21 protein-coding genes are annotated in these 23,573 nt (G+C 68.1%); 10 read left to right on the top strand and 11 right to left on the bottom strand.

What is annotated here, in order from left to right; translation table 11 throughout:
* Positions 1-123: 123 nt before the first annotated feature.
* A complete protein-coding gene (locus N8I84_RS20720) occupies positions 124-1,596 on the top strand; it encodes a CCA tRNA nucleotidyltransferase (RefSeq protein WP_263230894.1) in 1,473 nt (490 codons plus the stop codon).
* Between the two features lie 109 nt (positions 1,597-1,705).
* Here the strand turns inward: N8I84_RS20720 and N8I84_RS20715 are convergent, their stop codons facing one another.
* From N8I84_RS20715 to N8I84_RS20700, 4 genes are all read right to left on the bottom strand, one after another.
* Positions 1,706-2,293 carry an LppU/SCO3897 family protein gene (locus N8I84_RS20715; RefSeq protein ID WP_263230893.1) on the bottom strand — a complete coding sequence of 196 codons (588 nt, stop codon included), beginning with the start codon at positions 2,291-2,293 and terminating at the stop codon, positions 1,706-1,708.
* 116 nt (positions 2,294-2,409) lie between these two features.
* On the bottom strand, positions 2,410-3,672 hold the full coding sequence (locus N8I84_RS20710) for an MFS transporter (RefSeq protein ID WP_263230892.1): 1,263 nt from the start codon (positions 3,670-3,672) through the stop codon (positions 2,410-2,412).
* A gap of 73 nt (positions 3,673-3,745) precedes the next feature.
* Positions 3,746-4,828, bottom strand: a complete 1,083-nt coding sequence (locus N8I84_RS20705) for an inositol-3-phosphate synthase (protein WP_181792762.1) — start codon at positions 4,826-4,828, stop codon at positions 3,746-3,748.
* 43 nt (positions 4,829-4,871) lie between these two features.
* Complete coding sequence (locus N8I84_RS20700; protein WP_263230891.1) at positions 4,872-5,552, bottom strand: PadR family transcriptional regulator; 681 nt, start codon at positions 5,550-5,552, stop codon at positions 4,872-4,874.
* 747 nt (positions 5,553-6,299) lie between these two features.
* Between N8I84_RS20700 and N8I84_RS20695 the strand changes: the two genes are divergently transcribed.
* Entirely contained in the window at positions 6,300-8,585 is a 2,286-nt protein-coding gene (locus N8I84_RS20695; RefSeq protein WP_263230890.1) for a transglycosylase domain-containing protein, read from the top strand.
* Between the two features lie 128 nt (positions 8,586-8,713).
* Positions 8,714-10,222: a glycosyltransferase family 87 protein gene (locus N8I84_RS20690; protein WP_263230889.1), complete on the top strand. Its 1,509-nt coding sequence runs from the start codon at positions 8,714-8,716 to the stop codon at positions 10,220-10,222.
* Between the two features lie 80 nt (positions 10,223-10,302).
* Here N8I84_RS20690 and N8I84_RS20685 read toward each other — a convergent pair whose 3' ends face one another.
* The 3 genes from N8I84_RS20685 to N8I84_RS20675 all read right to left on the bottom strand — a co-directional run bounded on the left by N8I84_RS20685 (position 10,303) and on the right by N8I84_RS20675 (position 13,057).
* Positions 10,303-11,334, bottom strand: coding sequence for an alanine racemase (locus N8I84_RS20685; protein ID WP_263230888.1), 1,032 nt, complete (start codon positions 11,332-11,334; stop codon positions 10,303-10,305).
* A 123-nt stretch (positions 11,335-11,457) separates the two neighbouring features.
* Positions 11,458-12,576: a peptidoglycan bridge formation glycyltransferase FemX gene (gene femX / locus N8I84_RS20680; protein ID WP_200421655.1), complete on the bottom strand. Its 1,119-nt coding sequence runs from the start codon at positions 12,574-12,576 to the stop codon at positions 11,458-11,460.
* A 160-nt stretch (positions 12,577-12,736) separates the two neighbouring features.
* Positions 12,737-13,057 (bottom strand): hypothetical protein, encoded by a 321-nt coding sequence (locus N8I84_RS20675; RefSeq protein WP_263230887.1) that lies wholly within the window; start codon positions 13,055-13,057, stop codon positions 12,737-12,739.
* 276 nt (positions 13,058-13,333) lie between these two features.
* On the opposite strand from N8I84_RS20675, the gene rpsF reads away from it, so the two are divergent.
* From rpsF to rplI, 4 genes are all read left to right on the top strand, one after another.
* Positions 13,334-13,624 carry a 30S ribosomal protein S6 gene (gene rpsF / locus N8I84_RS20670; RefSeq protein ID WP_014673750.1) on the top strand — a complete coding sequence of 97 codons (291 nt, stop codon included), beginning with the start codon at positions 13,334-13,336 and terminating at the stop codon, positions 13,622-13,624.
* Positions 13,625-13,706: 82 nt separating this feature from the next.
* Complete coding sequence (locus N8I84_RS20665; RefSeq protein WP_103837271.1) at positions 13,707-14,279, top strand: single-stranded DNA-binding protein; 573 nt, start codon at positions 13,707-13,709, stop codon at positions 14,277-14,279.
* A gap of 43 nt (positions 14,280-14,322) precedes the next feature.
* Complete coding sequence (gene rpsR / locus N8I84_RS20660) at positions 14,323-14,559, top strand: 30S ribosomal protein S18 (protein ID WP_003949403.1); 237 nt, start codon at positions 14,323-14,325, stop codon at positions 14,557-14,559.
* A gap of 18 nt (positions 14,560-14,577) precedes the next feature.
* Positions 14,578-15,024 (top strand): 50S ribosomal protein L9, encoded by a 447-nt coding sequence (rplI, locus tag N8I84_RS20655; RefSeq protein WP_030786327.1) that lies wholly within the window; start codon positions 14,578-14,580, stop codon positions 15,022-15,024.
* 105 nt (positions 15,025-15,129) lie between these two features.
* Here the strand turns inward: rplI and N8I84_RS20650 are convergent, their stop codons facing one another.
* The gene (locus N8I84_RS20650) at positions 15,130-16,467 is read right to left on the bottom strand and encodes an MATE family efflux transporter (protein ID WP_263230886.1); all 1,338 of its coding nucleotides are present in this window, start codon (positions 16,465-16,467) and stop codon (positions 15,130-15,132) included.
* 459 nt (positions 16,468-16,926) lie between these two features.
* On the opposite strand from N8I84_RS20650, the gene dnaB reads away from it, so the two are divergent.
* Positions 16,927-18,402, top strand: coding sequence for a replicative DNA helicase (gene dnaB, locus N8I84_RS20645; protein WP_263230885.1), 1,476 nt, complete (start codon positions 16,927-16,929; stop codon positions 18,400-18,402).
* A gap of 248 nt (positions 18,403-18,650) precedes the next feature.
* Positions 18,651-20,036 carry a serine hydrolase domain-containing protein gene (locus N8I84_RS20640; protein ID WP_263230884.1) on the top strand — a complete coding sequence of 462 codons (1,386 nt, stop codon included), beginning with the start codon at positions 18,651-18,653 and terminating at the stop codon, positions 20,034-20,036.
* 64 nt (positions 20,037-20,100) lie between these two features.
* On the opposite strand, the gene N8I84_RS20635 is transcribed toward N8I84_RS20640, so the two are convergent.
* Both N8I84_RS20635 and N8I84_RS20630 read right to left on the bottom strand, forming a co-directional pair.
* Positions 20,101-20,553, bottom strand: coding sequence for a GNAT family N-acetyltransferase (locus tag N8I84_RS20635; protein ID WP_263230883.1), 453 nt, complete (start codon positions 20,551-20,553; stop codon positions 20,101-20,103).
* Positions 20,554-20,603: 50 nt separating this feature from the next.
* A complete protein-coding gene (locus tag N8I84_RS20630) occupies positions 20,604-21,062 on the bottom strand; it encodes a MarR family winged helix-turn-helix transcriptional regulator (RefSeq protein WP_200421661.1) in 459 nt (152 codons plus the stop codon).
* Positions 21,063-21,201: 139 nt separating this feature from the next.
* On the opposite strand from N8I84_RS20630, the gene N8I84_RS20625 reads away from it, so the two are divergent.
* Entirely contained in the window at positions 21,202-22,410 is a 1,209-nt protein-coding gene (locus tag N8I84_RS20625; RefSeq protein ID WP_263230882.1) for an MFS transporter, read from the top strand.
* A gap of 65 nt (positions 22,411-22,475) precedes the next feature.
* Here N8I84_RS20625 and N8I84_RS20620 read toward each other — a convergent pair whose 3' ends face one another.
* Positions 22,476-23,342, bottom strand: a complete 867-nt coding sequence (locus N8I84_RS20620) for a GNAT family N-acetyltransferase (RefSeq protein WP_263230881.1) — start codon at positions 23,340-23,342, stop codon at positions 22,476-22,478.
* Between the last annotated feature and the right edge of the window lie 231 nt (positions 23,343-23,573).

Raw genomic sequence — 23,573 nt, 5'->3', positions numbered from 1 at the left:
CGTCCCGTCATGGCGGGATGGGGAAGGCACACCGCGACTGGCTGTTTACGGTCGTTCACGGAATGCTCGTGCCGGTTTAATGCGGGCGCCCGCCCTCGCCCGGGACACGTACCCTTTTCTGTTGTGCCGAACGCCAACGAAGACAATCCCCGTGCCCTGAGTCAGGTACAGCAGCGCGCTGTGAGCGAACTGCTGCGGGTCTCCCCTGTCGCCGACGACCTCGCCCGCCGCTTCAAGGAGGCGGGCTTCTCGCTCGCTCTGGTCGGTGGCTCGGTGCGGGACGCCCTCCTCGGCCGGCTCGGCAACGACCTGGACTTCACGACGGACGCCCGCCCCGAGGACGTCCTGAAGATCGTGCGGCCGTGGGCGGACGCCACATGGGAGGTCGGGATCGCCTTCGGCACGGTGGGGGCCCAGAAGGACGCCCGCGTCGGAGACGCTGTCCAACGCTTCCAGATCGAGGTGACGACGTACCGGTCGGAGGCCTACGACCGCAGCTCGCGCAAGCCCGAGGTGTCGTACGGCGACTCCATCGAGGAGGATCTGGTCCGGCGCGACTTCACGGTCAATGCGATGGCCGTCGCGCTGCCCGAGAAGGAGTTCATCGATCCGCACCAGGGGCTCGACGATCTCGCCGCCCGGGTGCTGCGCACCCCCGGGACCCCCGAGGAGTCGTTCTCGGACGATCCGCTGCGGATGATGCGGGCCGCCCGCTTCGCGGCCCAGCTGGACTTCGAGGTGGCCCCCGAGGTCGTCACGGCCATGAAGGAGATGGCCGGGCGCATCGAGATCGTCTCCGCCGAACGCGTACGGGACGAGCTGAACAAGTTGGTCCTGTCCGCCTACCCGCGCAAGGGGCTGACGCTGCTGGTCGAGACGGGGCTCGCCGATCACGTTCTGCCGGAGCTGCCCGCCCTGAGGCTGGAGCGTGATGAGCACCACCGGCACAAGGACGTCTATGACCACACGCTGATCGTCTTGGAGCAGGCGATGGCGCTGGAGCAGGACGGACCCGATCTGGCGCTGCGGCTCGCCGCGCTGCTGCATGACATCGGAAAGCCGAGGACGCGCCGTTTCGAGAAGGACGGCCGTGTCTCCTTCCACCACCACGAGGTGGTCGGCGCCAAGATGACCAAGAAGCGGATGACGGCGCTGAAGTACCCCAACGAGTTGGTGAAGGACGTCTCCCGACTGGTCGAACTGCACCTGCGCTTCCACGGCTACGGCACGGGAGAGTGGACGGACTCGGCGGTGCGCCGGTACGTCCGTGACGCAGGCCCGCTCCTCGAGCGCCTCCACAAGCTGACCCGCTCGGACTGCACGACCCGCAACAAGCGCAAGGCGGCCGCGCTCTCCCGCGCGTACGACGGCCTGGAGGAGCGCATCGCCCAGCTCAAGGACCAGGAGGAGCTGGACGCGATCCGCCCCGACCTGGACGGCAACCAGATCATGGAGATTCTGGGCGTCGGTCCGGGGCCCGTGGTCGGTCGTGCGTACAAGCACATGCTGGAGCTGCGCCTGGAGAACGGCCCGATGGGGCATGACGCTGCGGTGTCGGCGCTCAAGGAGTGGTGGGCCGAGCAGAGCGAGGGATGAGGGAACGGGTCATGTTTCACGTGAAACATGACCCAGGAAGGCCACCCGGCGCGCGGAGGGGCGATGTTTCACGTGAAACATCGCCCCTCCGCGCGTGCCGGGGGTCGATCTACTTCTTGAGCTCGTTCAGGCAGAGCACCACGTCGTGGCCGCCGCCGTACTGAATGTAGGAGATCGTCGCGTCCTTGACGTCCTGGCACTTGTTCTCATCGCTGCTGCCGTCAAACTTCTGGACGACCTTGTACTGGGCGTTGCTCGAGGAGCAGTCGACGTCCTTGAGGTCAGGCTTGGAGTCCGTGCCCTCGTTGTGCATGCAGGAGCCCACCGACGTCGTCTCCGCGTCGTCGCGGCTCAGGAACCAGCCCGCACCGAATTTGATGACGGCGATGATGACGGCGATGACGATGGCGCCAACGATCCGTATCGCCTTCTTGCCGGCGCGCTTGCCGGGACCCGCCTGCGGCGGCAGCGGCGCCGGAGCACCTTGCTGCTGGGGGAAGGGGGGATACGGCTGCTGCTGCGGGTATCCCTGCTGCGGCGGGTATCCCTGCTGCTGCGGGTACGTCTGCTGCGGCGGATAGGGCTGCTGCGGAGCGTACGGCTGCTGCGCGACTCCCGGCTGGCCGAGCTGCTGCCCCGTGGGCACGGTGGGCTGCTGGGCGTACGGATTCGTGCCCTGGGGCGGCGGAGTGGTCACTTTCGGGGTCCCCCTCGAACGCGGGTGCGCATGGCGCGAAATAAGACGCCCGTAAGCTACAGGTCCGCACTGACAACCTTGAACTCGCCTGGGGCTCCGTAGCCTTGATGTGACACTTACTGGCGCTCGAAGCGGGACATAGACAGTGCAACTGCCGCGTAGACCACGGCGACCATGACGACCAAAGCCGCTGATCGGCCGTCAGGGGGCAGCATCAAGGCGGCGACCGCGGCCGCGCCGACGAAGGCCACGTTGAAGAGCACGTCGTAGACCGAGAAGATCCGGCCGCGGAAGCCGTCGTCGACCGAGGACTGAACGATCGTGTCGGTGGAGATCTTCGCGCCCTGCGTGGTCAGCCCGAGCACGAACGCGGCCACCAGCATGGGTCCCGCGGCGAACGGCAGGCCGAGCGAGGGCTCCAGTACGGCGGCGGCCCCTGCACACACCGCGATCCAGCGGCCGGGACCGAGACGCCCCGCCGCCCACGGCGTCACCACGGCCGCGGCGAAGAACCCGGCCCCGGAGATTCCCAGCGCCAGTCCCAGCAGGGCCAGCCCCTGGCGCTGGTTCGCGGACAGGGCGTAACGGCACAGCATGAGCAGGAGGACGAGCAGCGCGCCGTAGCAGAACCGCATCAGGGTCATCGCGGTGAGCGCCCAGGCGGCCTCCCGGCGCGGGGGTGCCGTGAGATGCCGTACACCGGCCACCAGATCCCGCGTGGTGCCGACCAGCACGGCGCCGAGGCGCGGTGGTACCGCATCCCTGTCCGGACCCAGCGCCCCCGGGGCCAGACGCAGCGATGCGAGAGCCGATCCCAGATACAGGAGCGCACCCAGCAGCACCACCGCGGCGTCGGAGTCGGCGATCACCAGCCGTACGGCGAAGGCGAGTCCGCCGCCCGCGGTGGCGGCGAGCGTGCCCGCCGTCGGCGAGAGCGAGTTGGCCATCACCAGGCGTCCGGCGTCGACCACCCGGGGCAGCGCCGCGGACAGGCCGGCCAGGACGAAACGGTTGACCGCGGTGACGCACAGCGCGGAGACGTAGAAGAGCCAGTCCGGTACATGGCTCACCATCAGCACGGCGGTCGCGCAGGCCAGCAGGGCCCGCAGCAGGTTGCCGTGGAGGAAGACCTGGCGGCGCCGCCAGCGGTCCAGCAGGACCCCCGCGAAGGGGCCGACAAGGGAGTAGGGCAGGAGCAGCACGGCCATGGCGGAGGCGATGGCGGTGGCCGAGGTCTGTTTCTCGGGTGAGAAGACCACGTACGTGGCGAGCGCGACCTGGTAGACGCCGTCGGCCCCCTGGGACAGCAGCCGTACGGCGAGCAGGCGCCGGAAGCCGCTGAAGCGCAGGAGGACGCGGAGATCGCGCACGACGGACATGGGGCACAGCCTCACATACGTGCGGGGTCCCCGGGCACAGACCCGGGGACCCCGCACGAGCACGGGAGCGACCTCAGCGCTCGACCTCGCCCCGGATGAACTTCTCGACGTTCTCGCGGGCCTCGTCGTCGAAGTACTGGACCGGCGGGGACTTCATGAAGTACGAGGACGCGGACAGGATCGGGCCGCCGATGCCGCGGTCCTTGGCGATCTTCGCGGCGCGCAGGGCGTCGATGATGACACCCGCCGAGTTCGGGGAGTCCCAGACCTCGAGCTTGTACTCCAGGTTCAGCGGGACGTCGCCGAAGGCACGGCCCTCGAGGCGGACGTAGGCCCACTTGCGGTCGTCCAGCCAGGCCACGTAGTCGGACGGGCCGATGTGGACGTTCTTCTCGCCGAGGTCCCGGTCGGGGATCTGGGAGGTGACGGCCTGCGTCTTGGAGATCTTCTTGGACTCCAGGCGCTCGCGCTCCAGCATGTTCTTGAAGTCCATGTTGCCGCCGACGTTCAGCTGCATCGTGCGGTCCAGGATCACGCCCCGGTCCTCGAACAGCTTCGCCATGACGCGGTGCGTGATGGTCGCACCGACCTGCGACTTGATGTCGTCACCGACGATCGGGACGCCGGCCTCGGTGAACTTGTCGGCCCACTCCTTGGTGCCGGCGATGAAGACCGGAAGGGCGTTGACGAAGGCGACCTTGGCGTCGATGGCGCACTGGGCGTAGAACTTCGCCGCGTCCTCGGAGCCGACCGGCAGGTAGCAGACGAGGACGTCGACCTGCTTGTCCTTGAGGACCTGGACGACGTCGACCGGCTCCTCGGCTGACTCCTCGATGGTGGCGCGGTAGTACTTGCCGAGACCGTCGAGGGTGTGGCCGCGCTGGACCGTCACGCCGGTGGACGGGACGTCGCAGATCTTGATGGTGTTGTTCTCCGAGGCGCCGATGGCGTCCGCGAGGTCGAGGCCGACCTTCTTGGCGTCCACGTCGAACGCGGCGACGAACTCGACGTCACGCACGTGGTAGTCGCCGAACTGGACGTGCATCAGACCCGGGACCTTGGACGCCGGGTCGGCGTCCTTGTAGTACTCGACTCCCTGCACCAGCGATGCGGCGCAGTTGCCCACGCCGACGATGGCTACGCGAACCGAACCCATTCCGGTTGCTCCCTGTGTGTACGTGTGAGGCCCCGATCGGGCCTCACGTGGTGGTGTCGTCGGACGGATCCGGCCGGGTGCTGTCCCGGTGCCGGGGCAGGCCGCCCGTCGCTCCAGATGTGCTGTCAGGAGCGGAGCCGTCGGCAGTGGGACCCCTGAGGTCCCGTCCGGCCCGCTCACTCTCGATGAGCTCGTTCAGCCAGCGCACTTCGCGCTCCACGGACTCCATCCCGTGGCGCTGGAGCTCGAGGGTGTAGTCGTCGAGGCGCTCCCGGGTGCGCGCCAGGGAGGCACGCATCTTCTCCAGGCGCTCCTCCAGTCGGCTGCGACGGCCCTCCAGGACGCGCATGCGCACGTCACGGGACGTCTGTCCGAAGAAGGCGAAACGAGCGGCGAAGTGCTCGTCCTCGTAGACGTCGGGTCCCGTCTGGGAGAGCAGCTCCTCGAAGTGCTCCTTGCCTTCGGGTGTCAGCCGGTAGACGATCTTGGCGCGCCGCCCGGCGAGCGGAGCGGCTCCGGCGTCGTCGGAGGCGCTCCCCGACTCCTCGATCAACCAGCCGTTGGCGACCAGCGTCTTGAGGCAGGGGTAGAGCGTCCCGTAGCTGAACGCGCGGAATACACCCAGTGACGTATTGAGCCGTTTGCGCAGCTCGTAGCCGTGCATCGGGGACTCGCGGAGCAGGCCGAGGACGGCGAACTCGAGGATCCCGGAACGCCGGCTCATGTGCGCCTCCCTCCTGTCGCTGACTCGTCCCGCACGGTCTTTATGTCGTGCTGATGTATCGACTCGATACATCACGACGATAGAACGCCTCTCCGAGCGGGACAAGAGGGGGCACGGTGAACGGGGTCACATCACCGATTCGTAGGACGCAAGTTGCCTGTTTTGGGGTGAAGTTCGGACCTCGGTCGGTTTTGGCGGTGCGTAGTCTGTGCGGCATGCACACCACCGGGAACCGAGTGACCTATGGGGGACGTCCTCGTCCTCGGTGCAGTACGGGTGAATGCCGAAACGACCGCATCCGTACTTCGGGGGGACCGGAAACCAGCCGCCGTTTCCAGGCGCGCAAGGGTGCGCCTGCCCGAGGAGTAATCGTTCGATGAGCGAGCACCGTCGCAAACCGCCGCAGCCGCAGGAGGCGGACGTGCCGCGGCCCGACGCGGCCAGTCGGCGTCCCCCGGCCGCCGCGCGGCACCGCGAGGCGCCACCGGGTCTCCGTCCACCCCCTATGGAGCGGGAGGTGAGGAGCGCCCGTACGGCGGCCGAGCCGAGGCCCGGCGGGCGGCCCAGAGAAACGCGGGCGGCCGACGCAGAGCGGCCGACGGCGCTGGCCGAGGCAGGGGCGCGGCTGCGGTCAAGAAGCGCTTCATCGACTACCCGCGCGCGGGCAAGTACGGCGTCGCACGCTGGCTGCCCTCGTGGAAACTGGTCGCGGGGCTGTTCATCGGTTTCATAGGGAGCCTGGTGGCGGTGGCGGGCGTCGGGTACGCGATGGTGAGCGTGCCGGACGTCGCCAAGACCGCGCAGTCCCAGAACAACGTCTACTACTGGGCCGACGGCAGTCAGATGGTTGCCACGGGCGGTGAGACCAACCGGCAGATCGTGAACCTCTCGCAGATCCCTCCGGCGATGCGGTGGGCGGTCATCTCCCAGGAGAACAAGACCTTCTACACCGACAGCGGCGTCGACCCGAAGGGCATCGCCCGGGCCGTCTTCAACATGGCCACGGGCGGTCAGACCCAGGGCGGCTCCACCATCACCCAGCAGTACGTGAAGAACGCGAGACTGGACGACCAGTCGCAGACGATCTCCAGGAAGTTCAAGGAGATCTTCATCGCCGTCAAGGTGGGGGCCACCGTCAAGAAGGACGACATCCTGGCCGGCTACCTGAACTCCGCGTACTACGGACGCAACGCCTACGGCATCGAGGCCGCCGCCCACGCGTACTTCAACAAGCCCGCCATCAAACTGGACCCCGGCGAGTGCGCCTTCCTGGCGGCGATGCTCAAGGGCGCCACGTACTACGACCCGGCAGGCGCCACGTCCATCGACCCGAAGAACGCCACTCCTCAGGCAAACCAGAAGCGTGCCACCCTGCAGATGCAGGACACCCTCAACAAGATGGTCCAGTACGGGCATCTGAGCGCAGCCGAGCGCGCCAAGTACACGGCACTTCCGCAGGTCCAGAACCCGCGGTCGAACACCCGGCTGAGCGGCCAGATCGGTTACCTCGTCGACCTGGCCAACAGCTACCTGGTCACCCACAGCAGCACGACCCACATCACCCAGGACAAGCTGCAGCAGGGCGGCTACCAGATCTACACGACCTTCGAGAAGAAGAAGGTCGACGAGCTCGAGTCCGCGGTCAAGAACGTCCAGAAGGCCAACATCAAGCCCAACCTGCGCCCGAACACGGACAAATACGTCCAGTTCGGCGGCGCGTCCGTGGACCCGACCAGCGGTGCGATCAAGGCGATCTACGGTGGTGAGGACGCGACCAAGCACTTCACCAACAACGCCGACGCGACCGGTGCCCAGGTGGGTTCGACGTTCAAGCCGTTCGTGCTGGCGGCGGCGATGAAGTGGGGTGTCCGCAACCCCGACCTCGGACCGGAGCAGGCCCAGGACGAGCGCACCGTCGTCTCACCGAAGAGTATCTACAGCGGTAAGAACAAGCTGAAGATCAAGGAGTACAACGGGGACGTCTGGAAGAACGAGAAGGGCCAGGAGTGGCTGCAGACGAACGACGGCGATCAGTCGGTGGGCCCCCCGCCGGACTACAAGATCGACCTGCGTGAGGCGATGCAGTTCTCGGTGAACTCCGCCTATGTGCAGCTGGGCATGGACGTCGGCCTGGACAAGGTGAAGCAGAGTGCCCTGGACGCGGGCGTCCTGGAGGGCAGCCTGGCCAGCTCCAACTACCCCTCGTTCTCCATCGGTACCTCGTCCCCGAGCGCGATCCGCATGGCGGGTGCCTACGCCACCTTCGCGGCCAGCGGGAAGCAGAACGATCCGTACTCGGTCGACAAGGTCAGCAGCAAGGACGGGGTGGTCTTCCAGCACACCAAGCACGCCACGGACGCGTTCACCCCCAAGGTCGCCGACAACGTGACGGACGTCCTGAAGACCGTGGTCGACAAGGGCACCGGTACCGCGGCGAAGCTGACGGGGCGCGATGTGGCGGGCAAGACCGGTACGACGGACGGCAACAAGTCCGCCTGGTTCGTCGGGTACACCCCGCAGCTGTCCACCGCGATCAGCATGTTCCGCATGGACGACAACGAGTCCAACAAGAACCGCAAGTTCCTGGAGATGTACGGAACGGGTGGCCAGAAGGAGATCCACGGCGCCTCGTTCCCGGCCGAGATCTGGCACGACTACATGCAGCAGGCGCTCAAGGGGCAGCCCGCGATGCCGTTCCCCACGCCGGAGCCCATCGGTACGGTCGTCAACGACACCCCGAGCCCGAGCGTGTCCCCCACGCCCTCGCAGAGCGTCACCCAGAGCCCGACACCGAGCGCGACGCCGAGCCCGTCGCTGACCTCGCCCGCTCCCTCGCCGAGCGACACCTGCGGCTTCTGGGGCAACAGCCCCTGCAGCGGCAACGGAGGGGGCAACGGCAACGGCGGAAGCGGCCCCGGCGGCACCGACGCGGGCGGCACGGGCGGGGTGACCTCTTCGCCGACGGAGTCGACCGGCGGCGGAAACACCCGGGGCAACGGCAACGGAGGGATCTTCGCGGGGCCGAACGGGTAGGCGTCACCGAGTGTGTTTCACGTGAAACACTCCGTTTCATGTGAAACATCGCCCGAAGAGGGCCGTCACACCGACCAGGTGTGGCGGCCCTCGGCGTTTTCCTGGCCGGATGCGGCAGGATGAGCCTCATGCCCAGTGCAGAGACGACGCGCGTGAGCGTGCCCCAGCCGGATGTGGTGCGGCCGACCAGGGAAGACGAGGTCGCCGCGGCCGGCAGTGAGCTGATCGGCGGGCCCGTCGGACGACGCTCCCTGCTCGGGACGTCCTGGTGGACGCCCGTGCGGATCGTGGCGCTCGTGGCGATCGGGATGTTCGCCCTAGGCATGGTCCAGAAGCTGCCCTGCTACGACAGCGGCTGGTTCTTCGGCGCCAGCTCGCAGTACACGCACGCCTGCTACTCGGACATCCCGCACCTCTACCAGGGGCGCGGCTTCGCCGACGGGCTCGTGCCCTACTTCGACAAGCTCCCGGGCGACATGGACTACCTCGAGTACCCGGTGCTCACCGGCGTGTTCATGGAGGTCGCCTCCTGGATGACTCCGAGCGGCGGCGGCATCCAGGCCCGCGAGCAGACCTACTGGATGGTCAACGCCGGAATGCTCATGGTGTGCGCGGCGGTCATCGCCGTGTGCACCGCCCGCATCCACCGCAGGCGCCCCTGGGACGGCCTTCTCGTCGCCCTCGCGCCCGCCTTCGCGCTGACCGCGACCATCAACTGGGACCTGCTCGCCGTGGCCCTGCTGGCCGCCGCGATGCTGATGTGGTCACGTGGCCGGGCCCTTGCCTTCGGCGTTCTCGTGGGGCTCGCCACGGCCGCCAAGTTCTACCCGTTCCTGGTGCTCGGACCGCTCCTCGTACTGTGCTGGCGGGCGGGCAGGTGGCGGGAGTACGGAACCGCCGTCCTGGGCGCCGTCGGCGCGTGGCTCGTGGTCAACCTGCCGGTGATGTGGCTCGCCCCCGAGGGCTGGTCCAAGTTCTACCGCTTCAGCCAGGAGCGGGGGGTGGACTTCGGGTCCGTCTTCCTGTTCGTCTCGCGCTGGTTCAACATCGACATCACCGCGGACACTGCCAACACCTACGCGATGATCATGATGGTGCTCGCCTGCGTCGGCATCACCGCGATGACGCTGACCGCTCCGCGCCGCCCGCGCTTCGCCCAGCTCGTCTTCCTGATCGTCGCCGCGTTCATCCTCACCAACAAGGTCTACTCGCCGCAGTACGTGCTGTGGCTGGTCCCCCTCGCCGCACTCGCCCGGCCGCGTTGGCGGGACTTCCTGATCTGGCAGGCCTGCGAGGTCGCGTACTTCCTGGGGATCTGGCTGTACCTCGCGTACACGACCAGCGGAGACGCCCACAAGGGCCTGCCGACGGACGGGTACCAGCTCGCCATCGCGGTCCACCTGCTGGGGACGCTCTACCTGTGCGCCGTCGTCGTACGCGACATCTTCCTGCCGGAACGGGACATGGTGCGCCGGGCCGGCGACGACGATCCGTCCGGCGGCGTACTGGACGGTGCGCCGGACGTCTTCGCGCTCGGAGCCGCCGCTCATCCGCCGCGGCACGCCGCGCATTTCGAGGGGCCGCAGGTGGACTGGGGCAGCCGCGGCGGGCAACCGGCTGACGACGGTTCGCGCTGATCGAACCGGCGCCGAGCCGTTTCGGACAAGGCCGTACACGAGCTACGTGTACGGCCTTCGTCATGCTTCCGGGTCTGTCCTCAGCGGTCGACGAGCCGGTCGAACTGCGTCGTGGTGTGCCGCAGATGGGCCACCAGCTCATCGCCCACCTTCGGCTCCGTGGCGTCCGCCGGGATGAACAGGATCGAGACCTGCATGTGCGGCGGCTCGGCGAACCAGCGCTGCTTGCCCGCCCAGACGAACGGCGACAGGTTGCGGTTCACCGTCGCGAGGCCGGCCCGGGCCACTCCCTTGGCGCGCGGCATCACGCCGTGCATGGCCTTGGGGGCCTCCAGGCCCACCCCGTGCGACGTCCCGCCCGCCACGACGACCAGGAACCCGTCGGAGGCAGCCTTCTGCTGCCGGTAGCCGAAGCGGTCGCCCTTGGCCACGCGCGTCACGTCCAGGACCGCCCCGCGGTACTCGGTGGCCTCGTGGTCCCCGAGCCACAGCCGGGTGCCGATGCGGGCGCGGAAGCGGGTCTGCGGGAACTGCTGCTGCAGCCGGGCCAGCTCATCGGCCTTGAGGTGGCTCACGAACATCGTGTGCAGCGGCAGCCGAGCCGCGCGCAGCCGGTCCATCCAGCCGATGACCTCCTCCACGGCGTCGGAGCCGTCGGTACGGTCCAGCGGCAGGTGGATGGCGAAGCCTTCCAGGCGCACGTTCTCTATGGCCGCGTGCAGCTGCGGCAGGTCCTGCTCGCTGACCCCGTGGCGCTTCATCGAGGACATCACCTCGATGACCACCCGGGCGCCCACGAGCCCGTACACGCCGTCCACGGACGACACCGAACGGATGACGCGGTCCGGCAGCGGCACGGGCTCCTCGCCCCGCCGGAACGGCGTCAGCACCAGCAGGTCTCCGCCGAACCAGTCCTTGATCCGGGCCGCCTCGTACGTCGTGCCCACGGCGAGCATGTCCGCGCCCAGGCGGGTGGCCTCCTCCGCCAGCCGCTCGTGGCCGAACCCGTAGCCGTTGCCCTTGCAGACGGGGACGAGCCCCGGGAACTGCTCCTGCACGTGCTTGTGGTGTGCCCGCCAGCGCGCGGTGTCGACGTAGAGCGTGAGCGCCATGGCCGGTCCCGGAACCTTTCTCGTGGCTGCCGTGTGTCAGAGGTCTGAGAGGGAATTGTGACGGATCCGCCGGACCGACGGGCTGGTCGGGCCGCTCGGGCGGCCCGGCGCAGGGCTCCGGCGTCAGCGGCGCGACATGTAGATGTCGAGCGCCTTGTGGAGCAGCTTGTTGAGCGGGAAGTCCCACTCGCCGAGGTACTCGGCGGCCTGCCCGCCCGTGCCCACCTTGAACTGGATCAAGCCGAAGAGGTGGTCGGTCTCGTCCAGCGAGTCGGAGATGCCGCGCAGGTCGTAGACGGTGGCACCGAGCGCGTAGGCGTCGCGCAGCATCCGCCACTGCATCGCGTTCGAAGGCCGCACCTCACGGCCGATGTTGTCGGAGGCTCCGTAGGAGTACCAGACGTGGCCGCCGACGATCAGCATCGTCGCCGCCGAGAGGTTCACACCGTTGTGCCGCGCGAAGTACAGCCGCATACGGTTGGGGTCCTCGCTGTTGAGGGCCGTCCACATGCGCTGGAAGTACGACAGCGGGCGGGGCCGGAAGTGGTCGCGCACCGCGGTGATCTCGTACAGGCGCTGCCACTCCTCGAGGTCGTGGTAGCCGCCCTGGACCACCTCGACGCCCGCCTTCTCGGCCTTCTTGATGTTGCGGCGCCACAACTGGTTGAAGTTCTTGTGGACCTCTTCCAGGGACCGGTTGGCGAGCGGCACCTGGAAGACGTACCGCGGCTGCACGTCGCCGAAGCCGGCGCCGCCGTCCTCGCCCTGCTGCCAGCCCATCCGGCGCAGCTTGTCGGAGACTTCGAACGCGCGCGGCTCGATGAAGTCGGCCTCCAGGTCACGCAGCCGCTTGACGTCCGGGTCCTGAATGCCCTTCTTGATGGTCTCCGCGTCCCACCGGCGGATGATCACCGGCGGGCCCATCTTCACGGAGAAGGCGCCCTGTTGCTTCAGGTGCGCGAGCATCGGCTGGATCCAGTCCTCCAGGTTCGGCGCGAACCAGTTGATCACCGGACCCTCGGGCAGATAGGCGAGATAGCGCTTGATCTTGGGCAGCTGCCGGTACAACACCAGACCGACACCCACCAGTTCACCGCTCTTGTCGAACCAGCCGAGGTTCTCGGAGCGCCACTCCGCCTTGACGTCTGCCCAGGCCGGAACCTGCATGTGGCTCGCCGCCGGCAGGCTCTGGATGTATGCCAGATGCTGCTCGCGACTGATCGTCCTCAGGGTCAGGCTCATTCGGGGCGCTCCTCGGGCTGGTGTGTCCCCATGGGTACAGGGGCTCCGGCTCTCGCGCCGAAGCCTACTGCGCCCCGCGAGCGCCCCGACTGGCCCTACGCAACCTGTGCGTCCGGCGGGTCGCCTCACGGCCCCCGCCGACCGCACCGCGGCCCGACGGTCAGTGGCCGACGACCCCGCCGAAGAGACCGCCGTGGGCCATGCCCAGGAAGAAGCCGACGGCCGAGGCACCGAGCCCCAGGATCAGGCCGAAGCGCTCTCGGGTCGTCACGGAGATGTACTGCCCGTAGGCGCCGGTGAAGATCCCCACCAGGCCGGTCCAGGAGCTGATCAGATGCAGGTCCTTGGACACCAGTGACGTCACGAAGGCCGTGACACCGAGCACCAGGGTCACCGCGAGCAGGGTGTCCTGGACGGGGTGGGCCTTGCCGTCCGTGGCGAAGAGGGAACCGGTGGTGTTGGGTCGCAATACCTGTGCCATGGGGCACCTCCTGCGGAAGGCGGCGCATCGTAGCGCCATACACACCCGATGTGTACAGATTGACGGCCTCCGGGGCCGGATTTCAACCGGAAGCACGTGTGCGGGTACTCTGTACCGTCTGCACCGGTGTCTGCCCAGGCACAGCCTGGTCAACCGTCGACTGGCCTCCGATTGTCAGTGGCGGCTGATTTACTGACAGACACGGTTGCGTACGCATCACAACCCTCCTGCCACGGAACGACCGTGGCCGCTGAGTCCAAAGGAGGTGGGTTCCACATGCGTCACTACGAGGTGATGGTCATCCTCGACCCCGATCTCGAGGAGCGTGCTGTCTCCCCGCTGATCGAGAACTTCCTTTCCGTCGTCCGTGACGGTGGCGGAAAGGTCGAGAAGGTCGACACCTGGGGTCGTCGTCGTCTCGCCTACGAGATCAAGAAGAAGCCCGAGGGCATCTACTCGGTCATCGACCTGCAGGCCGAGCCTGCGGTCGTCAAGGAGCTCGACCGCCAGATGAACCTGAACGAGTCGGTCCTCCGGACCAAGGTCCTCCGTCCCGAGACCCACTGAGCCTCCCGCTCAGCTGATCCCGGGATTCGAGTACGAGTAGCAGCACCAGCAGCCAGCAGCAAACCCGCCGAGAGGTTCCCCCATGGCAGGCGAGACCGTCATCACGGTCGTCGGCAACCTTGTCGATGACCCCGAGCTGCGCTTCACCCCGTCCGGTGCGGCGGTCGCGAAGTTCCGCATCGCGTCCACTCCCCGCACCTTCGACCGTCAGACCAACGAGTGGAAGGACGGCGAAAGCCTCTTCCTGACCTGCTCGGTCTGGCGCCAGGCGGCGGAGAACGTCGCCGAGTCGCTCCAGCGAGGCATGCGCGTCATCGTGCAGGGCCGGCTGAAGCAGCGGTCCTACGAGGACCGTGAGGGCGTCAAGCGCACGGTCTACGAGCTCGACGTCGACGAGGTCGGCGCCAGTCTGCGCAACGCCACGGCCAAGGTCACCAAGACCGCCGGCCGCGGTGGCCAGGGCGGTTACGGCGGCGGTGGCGGCCAGGGCGGCGGCTGGGGCGGCGGCCCCGGCGGCGGTCAGGGCGGTGCTCCGGCCGACGACCCGTGGGCGACCGGCGCTCCCGCCGGCGGCCAGGGCGGAGGCGGCCAGGGCGGCGGCTGGGGCGGTGGCTCCGGCGGCGGTGGCGGCTACTCGGACGAGCCCCCCTTCTAGGTGGGCCGTACCCCACACTTCTTGATCACACAGGAGAAACACCATGGCGAAGCCGCCTGTGCGCAAGCCGAAGAAGAAGGTCTGCGCATTCTGCAAGGACAAGGTCACGTACGTGGACTACAAGGACACGAACATGCTGCGGAAGTTCATTTCCGACCGCGGCAAGATCCGTGCCCGTCGCGTGACCGGCAACTGCACGCAGCACCAGCGTGACGTCGCCACGGCCGTCAAGAACAGCCGTGAGATGGCGCTGCTGCCCTACACGTCCACCGCGCGCTAAAGGAAGGGTGACCGACTCATGAAGATCATCCTCACCCACGAGGTCTCCGGCCTCGGCGCCGCGGGCGACGTCGTCGACGTCAAGGACGGGTACGCCCGCAACTACCTGATCCCGCGGAAGTTCGCGATCCGCTGGACCAAGGGTGGCGAGAAGGACGTCGAGCAGATCCGTCGCGCTCGCAAGATCCACGAGATCCAGACCATCGAGCAGGCCAACCAGGTCAAGGCCCAGCTCGAGGGCGTGAAGGTCCGCCTGGCCGTCCGCTCCGGCGACTCCGGCCGTCTCTTCGGTTCCGTCACCCCGGCCGACATCGCCTCGGCGATCAAGGCCTCCGGTGGCCCCGAGGTCGACAAGCGTCGCATCGAGCTCGGTGCGCCGATCAAGACGCTGGGCGCCCACGAGACGTCCGTGCGTCTGCACCCCGAGGTTGCCGCCAAGGTCAACATCGAGGTTGTCGCGGCCTGATCGCTGCGCTCTGCTTGAGCAGCTCTGAAAGGGGCCGCACCCGTCACGGGTGCGGCCCCTTTCCAGTGGGCGGAGTCGTCACCGGGCACGTTTCACGTGAAACGATCAGCGCGTCGCGCCCGTCACGATCCAGCGGCCGGAGCGAGCGCGCAGCCACAGGGTCAGCATGCGGATTGTCATCATCAGCGTCATCGCCGCCCAGAGGGCGGTGAGTCCGCCGCCGAGCGTGGGGACGAGCAGGGCCACGGGTGCGAATACGGCAAGGGTGACGACCATCGCCCAGGCGAGGTACGGCCCGTCGCCCGCACCCATCAGGACTCCGTCCAGGACGAAGACGATCCCGCATACGGGCTGCGACACCGCCACCATCAGCAGGGCGGGCAGTGCCGTGTCCTTCACCGCGGAGTCGCTGGTGAACAACGGGAGGAACAGCGGCCGGGCCACGAGCACCAGCACTCCGAGCACGAGGCCGGCGACGATGCCCCACTGCACCATGCGGCGGCATGCTGCGCGGGCGCCCCACGCGTCGTCCGCGCCGAGATAGCGCCCGATGATGGCCTGTCCTGCGATGGCGATCGCGTCCAGCGCGAACGCGAGCAGGCTCCACAGGGACAGGATGATCTGGTGCGCGGCGATGTCGGCGTCCCCGAGCCGCGCGGCGACGGCCGTTGCGATCATGAGGATCGCCCGCAGCGAGAGCGTACGGACCAACAGCGGTGCCCCCGCCTGTGCGCAGGCACGTATCCCGGCCGCGTCCGGTCGTAGCGAGGCGCCGTGCCGACGGGCGCCGCGGACGACGACGTACAGATACGCGGCCGCCATCCCGCACTGCGCGGCGACGGTGCCCCACGCGGATCCGGCGATGCCCAGGTCCGCGCCGTAGACGAGCCCTGCGTTGAGGGCGGCGTTCGCCAAGAAGCCCGCGACCGCCACGTACAGCGGTGTCCTCGTGTCCTGCAGTCCACGCAGGACGCCGGTGGCGGCCAGCACCACCAGCATCGCGGGGATGCCGAGTGCCGAGATCCGCAGATATGTGGTGGCATACGGGGCCGCGGTCGGCGAGGCGCCGAAGAGGGTCACGATGCCGGGCGCCGTGGGCAGGACGACGGCGATGACGGCCGCTCCCAGCAGCAGCGCGAGCCAGATGCCGTCCATGCCCTGGCGGATGGCGGATCGTAGATCGCCCGCGCCGACGCGGCGCGCGACCGCGGCCGTGGTCGCGTAGGCGAGAAAGACGAAGATGCTGACTGCGGTGGTGAGAAGCGCCGAGGCGACGCCGAGGCCGGCCAGCTGCGCGGTGCCGAGATGGCCGACGATCGCGCTGTCGGCCATCACGAAGAGGGGCTCCGCGATGAGTGCGCCGAAGGCCGGAACGGCCAGTGCGACGATCTCCCGGTCGTGCCGACGTCCAAGGGCGCGGGGTGTCGCGGGAGCCTGGGTCATGACCACCAATCTAATCGTCCACAGGTAAGAGCTGCAATGGGCTTCTGTCCCTTACTTTAGACGCTCTGTTCTGCCGCGCTGTCCACGCTCGGTAGCGATCTTGATCCGACTGGGGAAGTTTTTCTTCTGCACAAGCGGTGGACGGGAAATCCCCAGGTCAGGTGGGCTCTTAGGAATCAGTTGAGGGCTTGTTCACAGAGCTGTCCACCGTGTCGTGCACAGGTTTCACGGAGTTGTCCACAGCGTTGGGCGTCTCGTCCACATGGCCTGTGGATAACCAGATTGGCTGACGGTGCCCAGGGGCCTAACGTGGTCCGGCGCCCACTCCCTCTCCGTCCTCGGACGACGCGCTCGGCCGACGCGTCTGAACCGGAGCTGGGCTTCTCGCTTTGTCAGTGTCGTGCCCTAGAACTGGGGTGCACGGCGAGGTCCGCGCGGCGGACGGGAGGAGGCGGCCCGGTGAGCATTTCCGAGCCCTTGGACGATCAGTGGGCCGACAGCGGTCCCGGCGATCGTGTCCCCGCCTCCCGCCGACGCGGCGAGGGCGGCCGGAGCCGTGACGAGCAGCACGACAGGGGGCCGGACAGCGGCACATGGGACGGGGGTGGCTCCGCCTTCGAGCGGGTGCCGCCGCAGGACCTGGACGCCGAGCAGTCCGTCCTCGGAGGCATGCTCCTGTCCAAGGACGCGATCGCGGATGTCGTGGAGATCCTCAAGGGCCATGACTTCTACCGGCCGGCACACGAAACGATCTACCAGGCGATTCTCGACCTGTACGCGAAGGGTGAGCCGGCCGACCCCATCACGGTTGCGGCGGAGCTGACCAAGCGCGGTGAGATCACCAAGGTTGGCGGTGCCTCGTATCTGCACACGCTGGTGCAGACCGTGCCGACCGCGGCGAACGCCGAGTACTACGCGCAGATCGTGCACGAGCGGGCGGTACTGCGGCGCCTGGTGGAGGCCGGTACGCGCATCACGCAGATGGGGTACGCGGCCGACGGCGACATCGACGAGATCGTCAACAGCGCTCAGGCCGAGATCTTCGCGGTGACCGAGCAGCGCACGGCGGAGGACTATCTTCCGCTGAGCGAGATCATGGAGGGGGCGCTCGACGAGATCGAGGCGATCGGCTCACGGTCGGGGGAGATGACCGGTGTGCCGACCGGCTTCACCGATCTGGACCAGCTCACCAACGGTCTGCACCCGGGCCAGATGATCATCATCGCCGCGCGTCCCGCGATGGGTAAGTCGACGCTGGCTCTGGACTTCGCCCGAGCGGCTGCCATCAAGCACAACCTGCCCAGCGTGATCTTCTCGCTCGAGATGGGCCGCAACGAGATCGCGATGCGTCTGCTGTCCGCCGAGGCTCGGGTGGCACTGCATCACATGCGGTCGGGCACGATGACGGACGAGGACTGGACCAGGCTGGCGCGTCGTATGCCGGACGTCTCGGCCGCGCCCCTCTACATCGACGACTCGCCGAACCTGTCGATGATGGAGATCCGGGCGAAGTGCCGTCGTCTGAAGCAGCGCAATGATCTGAAACTCGTCGTCATCGACTATCTGCAGCTGATGCAGTCCGGTTCCAAGCGCTCCGAGAGCCGGCAGCAGGAGGTCTCCGAGATGTCGCGAAACCTGAAGCTGCTGGCCAAGGAGCTGGAGCTGCCGGTGATCGCGTTGTCACAGCTCAACCGTGGTCCGGAGCAGCGGACGGACAAGAAGCCCATGGTGTCCGACCTGCGTGAGTCGGGTTCGATCGAGCAGGACGCGGACATGGTGATCCTGCTGCACCGTGAGGACGCATACGAGAAGGAGTCGCCGCGCGCGGGCGAGGCGGACATCATCGTCGGCAAGCACCGTAACGGCCCCACCGCGACGATCACGGTCGCCTTCCAGGGCCACTACTCGCGGTTCGTCGACATGGCACAGACCTGATCCGTCGTCAGGGCCTCAGGTTTCGCCTCGTCATCATCACCCGGCCCAGTCGTTCACGAACTCTCGCCCGAGGTCTTGGCCCAATACGATCGGCCGCTCGGATACAGCTCCGTCATCACAGTGGAGACGACCCGTCCGGCCGATCTGCCTGCCATCACCGCACAGGTCCGCGAAGCGTTCCCCTGGAGAAGTGCCAGCACGGTGGAAATAGGCTCGACGCAGGATGCCGTGGCGGGTGGACTGGGGCCATGACGACAACTCAGGAAGAACTGCTTCCCACAACGCGCCGGGCCCTGTTGCACCGGATCGCCGTGGCGCAGGCCGAGGGACGGGCGCCGTCACTGGTCGCGGCCGTTGTCCGGGGTGGGCGGGCGGTGTGGCACGGTGCACGATCCTGCGTGGACGGCCATGCTCCGGACGAGAACGTGCAGTACCGGATCGGGTCCATCACCAAGACGTTCACAGCGGTTCTCGTCCTGCGGCTGCGTGACGAGGGGGTTCTGGATCTGGGCGATCCGCTGGAGAAGCATCTGCCCGGCACAGGGGTGGGGGAGGTGACCATCGCCGAACTGCTCGCGCATACCGGCGGTCTCGCGGCGGAGTCGCCCGGCCCGTGGTGGGAACGGACGCCGGGAACGCTGCGGCCCGAGCTGGCGGACGTGCTGGGCGAGCATCCCTTGCGGCATCCGGTCGGGCGCAGGTTCCACTACTCCAACCCCGGCTACACGCTCCTGGGCGCGCTGGTCGAGGAGGTGCGCAGGGCGCCGTGGGAGGACGTTCTGCGGCGTGAGGTGCTGGAGCCGCTGGGGCTGCACCGGACCGGAGGTCGGCCACAGGCACCGCATGCGGGCGGCTGGGCGGTGCATCCGTGGGCGGATGTGATGCTGCCGGAGCCTGCCGAGGATCTCGGACTGATGGCTCCGGCCGGTCAACTGTGGTCGACCACCGGCGACTTGGCCCGTTTCGCTGTTTTCCTGGCGCAGGGTGACGAGCGGGTGCTGAGTGCGGAGTCCGTACGGGAGATGCGGAAGCCTGCCGCGCCGCCCGAGACGTCGGATGTGGTCGCGGGTTCGGCGTACGGTCTCGGGTTGCGGCTTCAGCGCTGGGACAGCCGTCTCCTGGTCGGGCATTCCGGTTCCCTGCCCGGGTTCCTGGCCGATCTGACGCTGAGCGTGGAGGATGACGTGGCGGCCGTCGTGCTGGCCAACTGCACGTCGGGGCCGGCTGTCTCCTCCCTTGCCGCCGACCTCGTGGGGATCGTGGCGGAGGCGGAGCCGCGGATCCCCGAGCCATGGCGGCCGCTGTCCGATGTGGACCGTTCGGTGCTGGAACTGGTGGGGCAGTGGTACTGGGGCACGCAGGGGTTCGTCCTGCGGCTGACGGCCGATGGAGGTGTCTCGCTGGAGCCGTTGTCCGGAGTGGGTCGGCGAGCGCGTCTGCGGCCCAACGAGGACGGCACCTGGACGGGACTGGACGGCTACTACGCGGGGGAGATTCTGAAAGCGGTACGGCGGGCGGACGGATCGGTGAGCCACCTGGACCTCGGGTCGTTCGTGTTCACGCGCCAGCCGTACGAGCAGGGTGCTCCTGTACCCGGCGGTGTGGACCAGGACGGATGGAGGGGGATCCGGTAGGTCCCGCTGAGGGTCAGGAAGGGCCTGTTTCACGTGAAACAGGCCCTTTCACCGGTGAGCGGTGTCAGAGCTGCCGTTTGAAGCCCACGTGCGACGCCTGGAAGCCGAGACGTTCGTAGAAGCGGTGGGCGTCGGTGCGGGTGGCGTCGGAGGTCAGCTGGACCAACTGGCAGTCGTGGCGCCGGGATTCGTCGACCGCCCATTCAATGAGTTGCGTTCCCAGGCCGCTGCCGCGTTCGTCCGCATGGATGCGGACGGCCTCGATGATGGAGCGGGTGGCGCCCATGCGGGACAGTCCGGGAATGATGGTGAGCTGGAGGGTGCCCACTACCCGGCCGTCGCGTACGGCGACCACGAGGTGCTGGTTCGGGTCGCTGCTCACCCGCTTGAGGGCGTGCAGGTAGGGCGTCAGGTCGTCCGGTGATTCACGCTGGGCGCCGAGCGGGTCGTCGGCGAGCATGGCGACGATCGCGGGGACGTCGCCCGCGACGGCGGGCCGTATGTCGAGTTCTCCCATGCCTGCACCCTAGGGCCGCTTCGAGCGTGCCGGTTGGTCGGAGCGGATGGCTAGGCCGGCACGTCCAAGGACTCGACGACGCGGACCAGTGGTGCCAGTTCCGGCTTCTTCGCCGCCTCGGCGAGGGCTTCGCGCAGGGCGGCGTTGTTGGTGGGACGGGCCTCTTCCAGGAGCTTGAGGCCGGCCTCTGTGACGTTGGTGTAGATGCCGCGGCGGTCGGTGGGGCAGAGATACCGCGAGAGCAGACCGCGGTCCTCGAGTCTGGTCACCAGTCGGGTCGTGGCGCTCTGGCTGAGGACCACCGCGTCGGCGACCTGCTTCATCTGGAGGTGACCCCCCTCGCCGTCGTGCTGACGGCTGAGTACGTCCAGCAAGGAGTACTCCCGCACGCTCAGCCCGTGTTTGGCCTGGAGCGCGCGTTCGAGGTGGGCCTCGATCCTCCCGTGCAGCAGGGAGAGGGCGCACCAGCCCTGGGCGAGGGCGGTGAGCGCGGGGTCCGTCGCTGACATGGCGTTGTCCTCCACTTCGGAGCAGCTCAACACCAGGATAGAGCACCATCGCAATAGACCGCGTTTGCATATATAGCGCGTCTGCAATTATTGTCGAGGCGTGCAAGATGCTTCGGCAAACGTTGAGAAGGTGTCCTCCATGCCCCTCGCTCTTCTGGCCCTCGCCATCGGAGCCTTCGGGATCGGAACCACAGAGTTCGTGATCATGGGTGTGCTGCCCGAGGTCGCGGGCGATTTCGGGGTCTCCATCCCCACCGCCGGGTTGCTCGTGACCGGCTATGCCCTGGGAGTGATGTTCGGCGCTCCGATCATGACGGCGCTCGGTACCAAGGTCCCCCGCAAGCGGATGCTGATGCTTCTGATGGGCCTGTTCGTCGTGGGCAATCTGCTGTCCGCCGTCGCCCCGGTCTTCGGACTGATGCTGGTGGGTCGGGTGGTGGCCTCTCTGGCCCACGGCGCGTTCTTCGGCATCGGCTCGGTGGTCGCCGCCGATCTGGTCGCACCGGAGAAGAAGGCCGGCGCCATCGCCATGATGTTCAGCGGTCTGACGATCGCCAACGTCGTCGGTGTCCCGCTCGGCACACTCGTCGGACAGTCAGCAGGCTGGCGGGTCACCTTCACGCTGGTCGCGGCGCTCGGCGTGGTCGGGCTGCTGGGAGTCGCGAAGCTCGTGCCCGAGATGCCGAAGCCCGAGGGCGCGCATCTGCGCCATGAGCTGGCCGCCTTCAAGAACGCGCAGGTGCTGCTCGCGATGGCGATGACCGTGCTCGGCTTCGGCGGTGTGTTCGCGGCCATCACGTACATCGCGCCGATGATGACCCATGTCACCGGCTTCGCCGACGGCTCGGTCACATGGCTGCTCGTTCTCTTCGGCCTCGGCATGGTCGGCGGGAACCTCATCGGGGGCAAGTACGCGGACCGTGCCCTGATGCCGATGCTGTATGTGTCACTGGGCGGTCTCGCCCTCGTGCTCGCGCTGTTCACCGTCACCGCGCACACCAAGGCGCTCGCCGCCGTCACGATCGTGCTGATCGGCGCTCTCGGGTTCGCAACCGTGCCGCCCCTGCAGAAGCGGGTACTGGACCACGCGCACGGCGCTCCTACCCTCGCCTCCGCAGCGAACATCGGTGCCTTCAACCTCGGCAATGCCCTGTCGGCCTGGCTCGGTGGCCTGGTCATCGCCGCCGGACTCGGCTACACCGCCCCCAACTGGGTCGGCGCCGTCCTCGCCGTGTCCGCCCTGCTGCTGGCGTTCCTCTCCGCGGCACTGGAGCGCCGGGAGGCGGCCCCGAGCACGGTTGTGGCGGGCGCCACGCCCAGCGAACGGCGCACCGCAGTGCGCCCCTGAGTACCTGCGAGCGCGACGCGTGCTCCCCGGCACCCGGGCGCACGCGTCGCGCCGTGCGGCTCTGCTCAGCCCGCCGCCACCGTCAGCGGGGCGAAACGCCGGGTCCAGTCGCCGGGCAGATCCGGGATGCCGTACGTCATGACCGCGTTGACGCCCACCGAGGCGAGACCCCGCTCCTTCAGCCAGGTCAGCAGGCCCTCGTGCCGTACATCGACATCCGTGCGCAGCGGGCGGTCGGTGTGCGCGGCCAGGGAGGCGACGAGCGCCTTCGCCGTCTCCGCGTCGCGGGCGACGAGGGGACCCAGGACATGGGTGTCCATGTTGGGCCAGGCAGCCGCGTAACCGATGATCCGCCCCTTTTCCTCTGCGACGCGCAACTGGTCGGCGAAGGCGGGCAACCGCGTGATCATGTGCGTCCGGTCGGCGCCGAACACCTCCTCGTCGAGCCGTACGAGGGTGGCGAGATCCTCCCCGGTGGCCGGACGGGTGGAGACGGTGGGGGACGGTCCGCCGGCCGTGAAGTGCCCACGCACCATCTCGGAGCTGCCGATGGCCTTGAAGCCCAGCTCCTCGTACAGGGGGCGGCCGTAAGGAGTCGCGTACAGCGTGAGCGGGGTGGTGCCCGATTCCGCGACCACATGCCGCATCAGCCGGCGGCCGACGCCCTGGCGCGCGTGCCGCTCGGCGACGAGCACCATGCCGACGGCGCAGAGATCGGGACGGTAGCTGGATCCGTACTCGGTGACGACACACGCGGTGACGAGACCACCCTCGGGATCGTCGATGCCGTATCCCTTCCCGGCGGCCAGGAGCAGGCCCCACTTGTGTTCCTCGCGGGGCCAACCACGGTCCTCGGACAAGTCGGCGCAGGCACGGAGGTCGCGGGGGGTCAGACGGCGAATGGGCAGAGCGGCGAGGGCAGGTGTCGACACGCTGGTCAGGCTGTCTGACATGAGCCACCGACGTCCACCGGTTTGAGGCGTAACACACATGCTTTTGGCCACCTCTCACCCGACCGCACAGCACAAGGCCAGACGTTTCACGTGAAACGTCAGTCCCGACCTGACCCGGCAACGGCTGCGGACACCCCCGCGTGGCGTCGCCCGGTGTTCAGCTGGGATGGGGTGCGGTGTGCGGCGGGCGATGTTTCACGTGGAACATGC

This window comes from Streptomyces cynarae (assembly GCF_025642135.1).
In the GTDB taxonomy this organism is placed as follows: Bacteria; Actinomycetota; Actinomycetes; order Streptomycetales; family Streptomycetaceae; genus Streptomyces; species Streptomyces cynarae.
The sequence above is the reverse complement of the archived record's forward strand: the minus strand, read 5'-3'. Positions and strand labels throughout refer to the sequence as shown.

Coding starts and splice junctions, on each gene's coding strand:
- N8I84_RS20710 (WP_263230892.1), bottom strand. CDS start 3,672: ATGTCCGTCGTGCGCGATCTCCGCGTCCTCCTGCGCTTCAGCGGCTTC.
- N8I84_RS20705 (WP_181792762.1), bottom strand. CDS start 4,828: ATGGGTTCGGTTCGCGTAGCCATCGTCGGCGTGGGCAACTGCGCCGCA.
- N8I84_RS20700 (WP_263230891.1), bottom strand. CDS start 5,552: ATGAGCCGGCGTTCCGGGATCCTCGAGTTCGCCGTCCTCGGCCTGCTC.
- N8I84_RS20690 (WP_263230889.1), top strand. CDS start 8,714: ATGCCCAGTGCAGAGACGACGCGCGTGAGCGTGCCCCAGCCGGATGTG.
- N8I84_RS20685 (WP_263230888.1), bottom strand. CDS start 11,334: ATGGCGCTCACGCTCTACGTCGACACCGCGCGCTGGCGGGCACACCAC.
- femX (WP_200421655.1), bottom strand. CDS start 12,576: ATGAGCCTGACCCTGAGGACGATCAGTCGCGAGCAGCATCTGGCATAC.
- N8I84_RS20675 (WP_263230887.1), bottom strand. CDS start 13,057: ATGGCACAGGTATTGCGACCCAACACCACCGGTTCCCTCTTCGCCACG.
- rpsF (WP_014673750.1), top strand. CDS start 13,334: ATGCGTCACTACGAGGTGATGGTCATCCTCGACCCCGATCTCGAGGAG.
- N8I84_RS20665 (WP_103837271.1), top strand. CDS start 13,707: ATGGCAGGCGAGACCGTCATCACGGTCGTCGGCAACCTTGTCGATGAC.
- rpsR (WP_003949403.1), top strand. CDS start 14,323: ATGGCGAAGCCGCCTGTGCGCAAGCCGAAGAAGAAGGTCTGCGCATTC.
- rplI (WP_030786327.1), top strand. CDS start 14,578: ATGAAGATCATCCTCACCCACGAGGTCTCCGGCCTCGGCGCCGCGGGC.
- N8I84_RS20650 (WP_263230886.1), bottom strand. CDS start 16,467: ATGACCCAGGCTCCCGCGACACCCCGCGCCCTTGGACGTCGGCACGAC.
- N8I84_RS20640 (WP_263230884.1), top strand. CDS start 18,651: ATGACGACAACTCAGGAAGAACTGCTTCCCACAACGCGCCGGGCCCTG.
- N8I84_RS20635 (WP_263230883.1), bottom strand. CDS start 20,553: ATGGGAGAACTCGACATACGGCCCGCCGTCGCGGGCGACGTCCCCGCG.
- N8I84_RS20630 (WP_200421661.1), bottom strand. CDS start 21,062: ATGTCAGCGACGGACCCCGCGCTCACCGCCCTCGCCCAGGGCTGGTGC.
- N8I84_RS20625 (WP_263230882.1), top strand. CDS start 21,202: ATGCCCCTCGCTCTTCTGGCCCTCGCCATCGGAGCCTTCGGGATCGGA.